Source organism: Pueribacillus sp. YX66 (assembly GCF_041725775.1).
Taxonomy (GTDB): domain Bacteria; phylum Bacillota; class Bacilli; order Bacillales; family UBA6769; genus Pueribacillus.
Window position 1 is genome coordinate 1 of record NZ_JBEUEL010000052.1, and the last position, 10,771, is coordinate 10,771.

8 protein-coding genes and 2 tRNA genes are annotated in these 10,771 nt (G+C 37.7%); 5 read left to right on the forward strand and 5 right to left on the reverse strand.

Annotated elements, in window-relative coordinates:
• Positions 1–286: 286 nt before the first annotated feature.
• From ABU914_RS14725 to ABU914_RS14740, 4 genes are all read left to right on the forward strand, one after another.
• A tRNA-Pro gene (locus ABU914_RS14725) sits at positions 287–360 on the forward strand.
• An 876-nt stretch (positions 361–1,236) separates the two neighbouring features.
• The gene (locus ABU914_RS14730) at positions 1,237–3,840 is read left to right on the forward strand and encodes a flavin-containing monooxygenase (protein ID WP_379670464.1); all 2,604 of its coding nucleotides are present in this window, start codon (positions 1,237–1,239) and stop codon (positions 3,838–3,840) included.
• 305 nt (positions 3,841–4,145) lie between these two features.
• Positions 4,146–4,625: a Dps family protein gene (locus tag ABU914_RS14735; protein ID WP_379670465.1), complete on the forward strand. Its 480-nt coding sequence runs from the start codon at positions 4,146–4,148 to the stop codon at positions 4,623–4,625.
• Between the two features lie 124 nt (positions 4,626–4,749).
• Positions 4,750–4,992, forward strand: coding sequence for a hypothetical protein (locus tag ABU914_RS14740; RefSeq protein WP_379670466.1), 243 nt, complete (start codon positions 4,750–4,752; stop codon positions 4,990–4,992).
• 232 nt (positions 4,993–5,224) lie between these two features.
• Here the strand turns inward: ABU914_RS14740 and ABU914_RS14745 are convergent, their stop codons facing one another.
• The 3 genes from ABU914_RS14745 to ABU914_RS14755 all read right to left on the reverse strand — a co-directional run bounded on the left by ABU914_RS14745 (position 5,225) and on the right by ABU914_RS14755 (position 7,701).
• Positions 5,225–5,893 (reverse strand): hypothetical protein, encoded by a 669-nt coding sequence (locus ABU914_RS14745; RefSeq protein ID WP_379670467.1) that lies wholly within the window; start codon positions 5,891–5,893, stop codon positions 5,225–5,227.
• Positions 5,894–6,065: 172 nt separating this feature from the next.
• Entirely contained in the window at positions 6,066–6,674 is a 609-nt protein-coding gene (locus ABU914_RS14750) for an SAM-dependent methyltransferase (RefSeq protein WP_379670468.1), read from the reverse strand.
• A gap of 61 nt (positions 6,675–6,735) precedes the next feature.
• On the reverse strand, positions 6,736–7,701 hold the full coding sequence (locus ABU914_RS14755) for a bile acid:sodium symporter family protein (protein WP_379670469.1): 966 nt from the start codon (positions 7,699–7,701) through the stop codon (positions 6,736–6,738).
• A gap of 123 nt (positions 7,702–7,824) precedes the next feature.
• Here ABU914_RS14755 and ABU914_RS14760 point away from each other — a divergent pair, with 123 nt between their 5' ends.
• Positions 7,825–8,715: an alpha/beta hydrolase gene (locus ABU914_RS14760; RefSeq protein ID WP_379670470.1), complete on the forward strand. Its 891-nt coding sequence runs from the start codon at positions 7,825–7,827 to the stop codon at positions 8,713–8,715.
• Positions 8,716–8,900: 185 nt separating this feature from the next.
• Here the strand turns inward: ABU914_RS14760 and ABU914_RS14765 are convergent, their stop codons facing one another.
• Positions 8,901–10,313 carry an MDR family MFS transporter gene (locus ABU914_RS14765; protein WP_379670471.1) on the reverse strand — a complete coding sequence of 471 codons (1,413 nt, stop codon included), beginning with the start codon at positions 10,311–10,313 and terminating at the stop codon, positions 8,901–8,903.
• A 242-nt stretch (positions 10,314–10,555) separates the two neighbouring features.
• A tRNA-Ala gene (locus ABU914_RS14770) sits at positions 10,556–10,627 on the reverse strand.
• Between the last annotated feature and the right edge of the window lie 144 nt (positions 10,628–10,771).

Genomic DNA, 10,771 nt, shown 5'->3' on the forward strand with positions numbered 1-10,771 from the left:
CCGATTCAAATTCGGTTTACCTAGTGGTTTTATTGTACCAAAGGATGTGATAGAAAAAAAGGGAAACTTGAGTTATCCACAACTTAAAAAGTCAAAAACAGAAATTCGGTTCATTTCGACTCAAAAAAGAGGAAGACCAACTGGTAAAAATTAACAACTGTGGATAAGTGATTTTCCCATCATCAATGAGTAAGAGATATAAATTTACTCTTCATGGCTAATTATACCAAAGTTCTCTAGTGGGAAAAGCGAAAGTATGCTAAACTATCTAGTAATGAGAATTAATCGGGATGTAGCGTAGTTTGGTAGCGCGCATGCATGGGGTGCATGAGGTCGCAGGTTCGAATCCTGTCATCCCGATCAGTTTTGATTATAACAGAGGACAAGAAACTCTCGGATAGCAATCGTTTCCTGTCCTCTATATGTTTGCTAGTTTTATCTAGAACTTCCTCTCAACTAAATTATCCACTCAACTACTCTTACTCTACATTCTCTACATTTTTTGGGCTTTCTACGTAGAGAGATAAAACGAATTTCTGACGAAGCAAAGCATATTCAATTGCAATCGATAACAATAAACCGAATATTACTAAAACAACACAAATGCGTGAAAATGATTACGAAGTCTCTCCGGACGATTTTGTTATTAAGGACCATAATTATCGTTTCGTTTTACCACACTAAAATTTAAGGCGATTTGGGCTGAGTATAAAAAAGCAGAGTAAATGATCGTTCATCCTAGAGAGTTCAATCTATCCTAAAATACAAGCCGACAAATACGATTCATTTCTTCTATTCAACGAGATTCTACTCATATATGACATGTCCATGTCGTTATTTCTTTTGATAGTTGCACTTAGAACTTCTAACTAGATCTTTAGAATTGATTTGATTCGTTTTTTACAAAAAAGGAACGATGGCGCAGGTTCATTTCCCGATTCTCATCTTGATTGTAGTTGCTAAAACCTGTGTAATAACAGGGTTTCTCGTTGTTTTTAGAATTCACTTGAATCACTATATTTGAAGGGTCGTAGATTTGTAATCACCTATGCTACAATCACTGTAAGCGCTTTATTTGAGCCGCTGCTACCTACAGTTTGCAACGTAAATCGATGAAGAGAATCATCGTTTTATTAGTTAAATATTGAATAATCCTAATATTCGAACTGTATGTAGCTGTAGGCTAGAGCAATTTACAATTATTGAATAACATTACATTGGGGAGGTTATTTAAATATGACGTCTGACAGACAGAACTTAGTTCATTATGATGCTGTCGTTGTTGGAGCTGGATTTTCAGGACTTTATATGCTTCATCGGTTGCGAGATGCTGGTTATTCGGTTCGAGTTTATGAAGCTGCCCCAGATATAGGTGGAACATGGTATTTTAACCGTTATCCAGGAGCCCGATGTGACATCGAAAGTATTTATTACAACTATACATTTTCTGAAGAGCTCCTAAACGAATGGACATGGTCTTCAAAGTATGCTGAACAGCATGAAATTTTACGTTACATTCATTTCGTGGCAGATAAACTTAATTTACGAGAAGATATTCAGCTAAATACAAAAGTTACATCCGCTCGTTATGATGAAAAAAGTCAGAAATGGGAAATCGAATTAGAAAACAGCAGTAAAATCATTGCCAAGTACTTTATCACGGGGGTTGGCGCTCTTTCCGCATCCAACATTCCAAATATAAAAGGAATTGATTCTTTCCAAGGTGATTTTTACCATACAGGTGAATGGCCTCAGAAGAAAGTTGATTTTAAAAACAAACGGGTCGGTATAATTGGAACAGGTTCAAGTGGGATTCAGGCGATACCAGTCATTGCTCAGGAAGCGGGTCATCTCACTGTCTTTCAGCGAACACCACAATATAGTAGTCCGGCGCATAACAAACCACTCGATTCAGAAACGATCCGAAAAACTAAAGAGAACTTTAAAAAGATTAGACAGGAGATGTACGCATCGATGCATGGCATCCCCTCTGCTGCACGGACGCGTTCTACAGTACAAGACTCTCCAGAAGAACGACAACGAGTCTACGAAGAAGCTTGGCAAGAAGGCGGGCTATTTTCGCTTTTATATACGTATAGCGACATACCAATAACCCCAGAAGCTAACAAGACAGTCGCCGAATTTGTTCGTTCTAAAATAAAAAAAATTGTTCACGATCCTGAAACGGCTGAAAAACTGATGCCCGAGCATTATTACGGGATGAAACGCCCCATTCTCAACACAAACTATTTTGAAACGTATAACCGTCAAAATGTTTCACTCGTTGACTTACGTTCGACACCAATAAAAGAAATTACAAAGACTGGAGTGCGTACGACAGAGCAAGAATATGAATTAGACATCCTCGTTTTTGCAACGGGGTTTGATGCGTTAACAGGTCCATTACTTAAGTTAAACATCGAAGGAAAAGACGGAATCACATTGAAGAATAAATGGGCCAACGGTGTGAGAACATATTTAGGAATTTCAACGGCGGGGTTCCCGAACATGTTTATGATTACAGGGCCCCAAAGTCCTTCAGTTCTTAGCAACGTGATTGTTTCGATTGAACAGCATGTCGATTGGATTATGGACTGTCTAGAATATCTTAACAAGCACAATGCAGACACGATTGAAGCCAATCCCGAATTCGAACAAATGTGGAGCCAACAATGTCAAGCCATTGCCGATATGACACTGTTATCTAAGACGGATTCATGGTATATGGGAGCGAATATCGAAGGAAAACGACGAGAATTTCTTGCATTTGCAGGAGGCGTCGGACCATATCGGCAAATTTGTGACGACGTCGCTGCGAAAAGTTATGAAGGCTTTACGATTTTATCTGATTCACAAAAAGTAGAAACGGACGGAAATGAAAAAATCATGAATCGTGATGCCAATCTTGATCCGCAAGCAAAATTTGTTTTAGAACAATTAAAAGTGTTAGGTGTTCCTCCTATGGAAACATTATCACCGCAAGAAGCAAGAAGTTGGACTAGTAACTTTAGTCTTCTAGCTGGAGCGCCTGAAAAAGTAGAACACGTCATAAACAGAACGATTGATGGAAACATTCCAGTCCGAATTTATATACCTGATGGCGATGGTCCATTCCCAGCACTTGTATACTACCATGGTGGCGGTTGGGTGATCGGAGATTTAGATATTGTCGACGTTCCGTGCCGTCGTATTGCAAATCAAGCAAATTGTGTCGTCGTATCTGTCGATTACAGACTTGCACCAGAACATAAGTTTCCAGCCGCAATTGAAGATGCGTACACTGCTGTGAAATGGGTTGCAACCTATGCAGATTCCATTCAAGTCGATTCAAATCGAATTGCCGTTGGCGGTGATAGTGCAGGAGGAAATTTAGCTACCGTTGTGTCGATGATGGCTAGAGATAAAGGTGGTCCCTCGATTGTTCAGCAAGTCTTGCTCTACCCTGTAACGAATCACGGTTTTGATACAAAATCTTATGTGGAGAATGCTGACGGATATTTTCTGACAAGACCAACAATGATTTGGTTCTGGAACCATTATCTCCGTGACGAACAGGATGGCATAAACCCATATGCTTCACCACTTTTAGCTGATGATCTAAGTCATCTCCCTCCAGCTCTTGTTATCACCGCTGGGTTTGACCCATTACGGGACGAAGGAGAAGCTTATGCGGAACGACTAAAAACCGCAGGTGTACCCGTCGAAACAACCCGTTATGACTCAATGATCCATGGATTTTGTTGGATGCCAGGTGCTATCGAACAAGGAAAAAGAGCGATTGATCAAGTCGCATCTACATTAAAACGTACTTTCGAAACAGTTAGAACAGAGACTCTCTAAATTATGAAAACCCTTGTGAATAAGGGTTTTCTTCATGCACTTAGTTCCCCTTTTCATTCATTTTATTCATACAATCTTTTTTTTTTATTACCTTCATTTGTTTAATAATGGTGTGCAGTGGGTAACTAATAATAATGTAGGATAATATTTTCATTTATAAAGAACATGCTGTTCCACTAGGTAAATTGAAGAAAGTGGAGAATCTTTCCATCTTGCTATTTTTCCCTTTTAATAATAGATATGATGGGTTTAAGCCAATTCGCTTTCTTCTTATATGCTAAAACTAAAAAATGGAGGTATAACGAATGGCAGTAAGCAAATTTCAAGAACAAAGTAAAAAGACAGCTGCATCTGTAGTCAATGAATTAGTCGCAAATTTTGGAGTGCTTTATGTCAAACTGCATCAATACCATTGGTATGTTCAAGGACCAGATTTTTTCAGACTCCATGAAAAGTTTGAAGAATTGTACAATGAGACTAGCGCATTCTCTGATACCTTTGCGGAACGTTTAATCGCAATAGGTGAAAAGCCTTTTTCCACGTTGCGCGAATATCTTGACCATGCATCAATTTCTGAAAAGCCATATGATGAAAAAATCCGAGCGGAAGACATGGTCCGCAATCTGATAGAAGACTATCGCACAATGGGAAGCCTTGCCCTGCAAGGAGTTAAACTTGCAAGTGAAGAAAATGATGCTGTGACAGAAGATATGCTTATTGGCTACAAAGAAAATATTGATAAAACCATTTGGATGCTAGAAGCCTTTATCGGTAACGACGTTTGAAAGAGAGCAGATCGAAGAAACGTAAACATGAAGCCAATTCAATTAATCCCCATGTATCTCCTTTCATGGGGATTTTTATGACCCGATTAAAAGGCAAATTTATTGAGAAAGGAAGCGATTTAAAATGTCGAATCAAGACAGACCCAAAATTAAAGTTAATAAAAAAAACGAGATGCGGACTAAAGAAGTTTCAAAAATAATTAGTGAAGGTGGATTAGAAGTTGAAAATATGATTAAAAAAGGCTCTCCCTCATCAAAAGAAGAAAAAGAAAATAAGTCATACTTAATACCTCAAAATGTTCTTATAACATTAGTTGGCACAAGTTGCATATCGTATTTTAATTTACTGATAGAGTGTAACTTTTGAATAGTTTTCTGCTATATAAACCTTCAAATTGATAACGATAAAGAAATATCGACAGATTTGTCCTTAAAAATTCTTTTATGTAAATTTTCTCGATCCATTACTACATACCGACCTTATAATAAGTTGTCTTACATTATAATTTATCATTAATGTGTTCTCTTTAAAAACACTACGAAATAACAATGAAACTAGCACCTCCTCATAAAATATGCTAGCCAATTCTGCAAAAGGATTAAATTGGAGAAAAAACTTCTGCAGTAAACCCTAAATTTCTCACAATAATATCATCCACGTTCACAGGAGGAATAAGATGACGAGCTCTAATTTCGTACGTATAAGTTCCTAGTGGACCGGGCACGTCGACAAAATGATGATATGGATGCCACTCATAAAAACGAGATAATGAAACTGGTCTTTCAAAACTACCTTCAATACTAGTACTTGTTAAAAACTCATGGTCTCGAAAAAGTCTGAAAGCTAATGCAATTTGAAAATTTCGTTCGCTTGGCACTGTCAAAACGCTTGTACTCACAATCCCATTAATTTTAACCCTTTCATTTTCTTCATTTGTCGTCACTTGAACGTTCATAATTGGAAAATCTGTCGGAGTAGAAAGAGGGAGTGATTTTGCTCCGCCTTGTTCCTCTGTTACAAATAGTTTTATATTCGTTCCTGAAGTCCCTTTTGGTCCTCCGGGTCCTGGGGGACCTACTGCTCCAGGTGGACCTTGGACTCCCTGTACTTCTGTTAATCTTGATGAACGTGGCACGTCAACAGGTCTGGATGAACCAATAGAACGTGAGCATAAGTTTCGTGTTGCAAATTCTTCGCTAGACCTTTCTTTTTGATAGTTTTGAATTTCTTTACGTATAAACTGTACTAGGTCTTTTTTAATTGACATATGATAAGCGCCCCCATGAACAATAATTACAATATCATATGGCACATACACAAAATGTGTCTAGTCAATTGACCTATTATTTTAAACACTGATAAACATGTAACTAAAATATTTGTACAAAGTAACTATGCATTTTGAAAAAAGAAAAAACTAGCACCTTCCCAAAAAGATACTAGTCTTTGCTTTTATAACGATAAATGAGAAACTTTTCTTTCTTGTCTTTTGCGTCTGGAACACGAACTTTGTTCATTAAGTAAAACGACGTATGTTTTTTCAATACTTGCTTGTATTCTTTCAACGGATAATAAAGGATAATGTCAACGGAACGATCATGCTCCTCAAGCGAATTCATAATGTTCGAGACGACCTTTTTAAAAATCTTAGCGGAAAATGGATTGAAAAAGTAAAAACGATTATCTGACTTTTTCACTTCGTATTGCTCAGCGAGCCCATATTTAAGTTTAATCGGGGCAAGTATATGCTTCGCTTGTTGACGATAACTTATTTTATTATTCAATGCTTCTTCGTACGTTTTATCGTTAACTTCAATGCCTGTCACAGGAATTTGAAAATGGTGATGAATGTAAAATGGCACTCTCCCTCTGCCACAACCAAAATCGACAAGTTGATCCGTTTCCTTTAATTTGTAAACTTGAAACAATTGCTGTAACGCTTTATACGGTGTAGCCTCGTAACGATTAAAATGCGTAGAATGATTTTTCCACTCCCGTAATCCTGTCGTTCGAATCCGAAGCATCTGATCAAACTTTCTTTCTAACAATTCAAATCTTCTCCATTTCAATCTACAATTCAACACTATCGTAACATAAAAAGCTTTTCCTTTATTTAGCTGAAGAAACCTGTTTGCGATCCGAGCCTCGACTCGCTAAGATCATCGCTATCAACGCACCGAGCGATAAGTTCAGTACTGTATTTATAACCGCTGGTACTGCCGCAAGAAAACTAATATTATCAATTGCCAAAATTGCAGCGAGCGCCGTATTACATAAACCCGCTTCATATAAAATGGCTCGTGCATCTTGTTCATGAAACTTTAATAGTTTCGCAATCGCATATGCGATAAACATTGGTATTAAAATTTGCAACGTCGTAATGATGATAAGAAGTGGTAACATTCCTATATTTTCTTCGAGAAGCTCCTGAGAACCTGAAACGACAGACAGTACAATTAGAATTAATGTTATCGATGAAAAAAAGCGAATCGAAGGTTGAACGACCTCAACAAATTTACGTAGCTTCAATTGCACAACTAGCCCAATCACGATCGGAAGCGCAACAATCATAAGCATTTTAATAATGAGCGGCAAAAATTCAATCGGAATTAAGTGTCCGACTGTCACTTCAAGCAAAAGCGGCGTTACAATTGGACTAATAAACGTATCGACGACTGACATCGTCACACTTAAGAGCACCGTCCCATTCGCAATAAACGTATACAAACTTGCGGCCGTTGCACTCGGAACACTACCAGAAAGAATAAATCCTGTTAACAGATCAGGAGAATCTGACAAAAAATAAAAGCCTAAACCGACAGAAATCGCAACCGTCACTGTCCACTTAAAAACAACACCGAAAAATACTAACTTTGGCTGTCTCAACACATAGCGAAAACTCGAAGGCGGAATCGTCAGCCCCATCAAAAACAAAATAAATGCAAGCATAAAGCCCGTCCAATTTGTTAGCGGCTCAAACGGAGCAGGGAAAAAATAAGCGACAATTGCAAATACAATAATCCAAACTGGGAGAAATCTAGTCACAACGTTTGCAAAAACTGAAATTCCTCTCATATCCTTCTCCCTTCAACCTAGTTTCCACCGTTATTTTAACATAGATAAACTTTCATGTAGGATTTTCTCACCTTGTTTTGAATAAAGTAATTAATGACAAAAGCTAGGGAGAGAAAAATACCGATGTTTACTAGAAAAGCACCACAAATATATAACCAGAACTCAATCTCTGAATTATCAAATATCACATTAGGAAAACTTGAGCAATGGATTTATATTCGAGGTGTTAACGAGGAAAATCCGATTTTGTTAATGTTGCATGGGGGACCAGGAGCCGCCCAAATTGGATTCATTAGAACTTTTCAGCAAGAACTTGAAAAGCACTTTGTCGTTATAAATTGGGATCAACGAGGCTCAGGTTTGTCATATACGAAAAAGATTCCTCTCGAAACGATGAATATTAATCAGTTTGTTGATGATACGATAGAATTGACCGATTATCTCATCAATCGCTTCAACAAAAATAAAATTTATTTAGTAGGGCATTCTTGGGGAACAATGTTAGGCATATTAGCTGTGTCTCATAGTCCTGAATTGTATAAGCGGTATTTCGGCATAGCACAGGTTGCAAATTATATCGCTGGAGAAAAGTTATCGTACAAAATTTTACCCGAACGAGCAAAAATTAGAAATAACAAAAAAGCCCTTTATGATTTAATCAAAATCGGTCCACCCCCATGGAAAAACCTTAAGCATGACAGGTTGCATCAAAAATATTTGGATGAATTCGGTGGAGGGATTGTACACGATGGGAAATTTATCCGAGCGATTTTTAAAGAGTTACTAAGGAGTAAAGAATATACACTATTCGACATCGTGAAACTTTTGAAAGGACAATATTTCAGTATGAAGAACCTTCAACAAGAAATGCGAGAACTTGATTTAATACAAGCAATAAAAACTATTAAAATCCCTTGCTACTTCTGTATGGGGAGACACGATTTAACCGTACCCTATCAGATCACAGAAAAACTGTTCAATTTGATACAAGCACCCGAAAAACATTGGATATGATTCGAAAATTCTGCTCATTCCCCAAATTTTGAAGAACAAGAAAAATTTACTGAACTCATCGTGGGTGAAACCCGAAAAGACATAAAAAAAATATTCTACGAAGAAACAGACGAAGGAAACCATCTTTTTGACATAATACGTCTGTTCAATTTTAAATACTTGTTAGACAACTCTAGATTCTATAATTAATGTTGTTTCTCACCCTCCACGTTTTTGCTTTTTATATAAAAGGACATTACAAAACCAATAACGGCAAGTACTCCTGCAACGAAAAACGAAACATTCACACCATGAATCATGCCGTTCATTCCTTCTTCAGGACGTTCATACATCGTCATTACTGTTACAAGTAAAGCAGTGCCAACAGCTCCTGCGACTTGACGCATCGTATTATTCATCGCCGAACCATGTGGGATTAAGTTTGCAGGCAAAGAATTGAGCCCAGCTGTTGTTACTGGCATCATAACCATTGAAATACCAAGCATTCGCGCTGCATTCACTATAGCTAAATACGTAAATGAGGTCTCCGTTGATAATATTGATAACATAAACGTCGTGACGACTAGTATGAATAAACCAATAATAGCTAACCATCTCGCTCCAAATGCATCAAACAACCGCCCCGTAATCGGATTCATCAACCCCATTAATAGAGCACCAGGCAACAAAACTAACCCAGATTCAAGCGGTGAAAACTGAAGCATATTTTGCATAAATAACGGCATGACGACAGCCGAACCGATCATGGACATAAAAACAATCATTCCGAGAGCAGTTGTTAACGCAAAAATTTTATGTTTAAAGACACGAAACTCAAGAATCGGTTGTTTAAGTTTAAACTGTCTCATTATAAATAACACTAGAGTAACAAGCCCAATCGCCATCGCTATTCCGACATCTAAGCTCAGCCATCCGCTACTTCCAGCTGTACTAAATGCGTATAATATCCCGCCGAATCCAAAAGTAGATAAAATGATGGACCTTATATCTAGCTTTGGAAATGTTCGCTTCGTCACATTTTTCAGAATAAAATAAGCTACAATAATATCAATGATTGCAATCGGTAAGACGACGAAAAAGACACTTCTCCACGGAAACTGTTCGACTAGCCATCCCGAAAGTGTCGGACCAATGGCAGGCGCAAAAGCAATCACTAGCCCGAACATTCCCATCGCAGAACCACGCTTTTCAACCGGATAAATAAGAAATAAAATCGTTTGCGTTAGTGGCATCATAATCCCTGCACCAGCAGCTTGCAAAATTCTTCCTGCCATTAATAAAGCAAAATTCGGTGCTAGTGCGCAGATGAGCGTCCCGAGCGTAAACGTACCCATCGCCGTTAAAAACAGGCCCCTCGTGGAAAACCGTTCAATAAAAAAAGCTGTAATTGGAATCATTATTCCATTAACTAGCATAAATACGGACTGGAGCCATTGTACTGTATTTTCACTTAAGTTTAAATCTTTCATGATCGGTGGCAACGCTGTCCCTAGAAGCGTCTGATTTAAAATCGCAACAAATGCCCCTAAAATTAACACGATCATAAGCGGAACACGGTTAATCGATACTTGTTGTGTTTGCATTTCACGACTGGACATAAGTTACCTTCTTTCTCTTTTTGTAAACTTTAACGCAAAAAACTCTTATCTCTAAGAATATGAAACAACGTAATAATCCTCCATATTAAACAATAACTATGTGATAAACATATGGAGTAAAAAATAATATCATTCCCGACAATAAACTTGAAGAAATTAAACTTGTTTATACAAAAAAGGTCCACAAACCTAGCAATCTGTTTTGGACCTCGTCTAAAATTATAAATATGTTATAACAATGATGGAGCCAGCGGGATTTGAACCCGCGACCTCTTGTCTGCCAGACAAGCATTCTCCCACTGAACTATGGCCCCAAAGTAAAAGTCAACAATCATTATTTTACCTAGTTACTAAGGAGATGTCAACGGTTCCCCAACTTAAGTATGTGTCAAGTTATTCTCGGTCGACTTATCACACCAATATCTTTGGCACTCTATTTTTGTACGCTTTTTCACTAC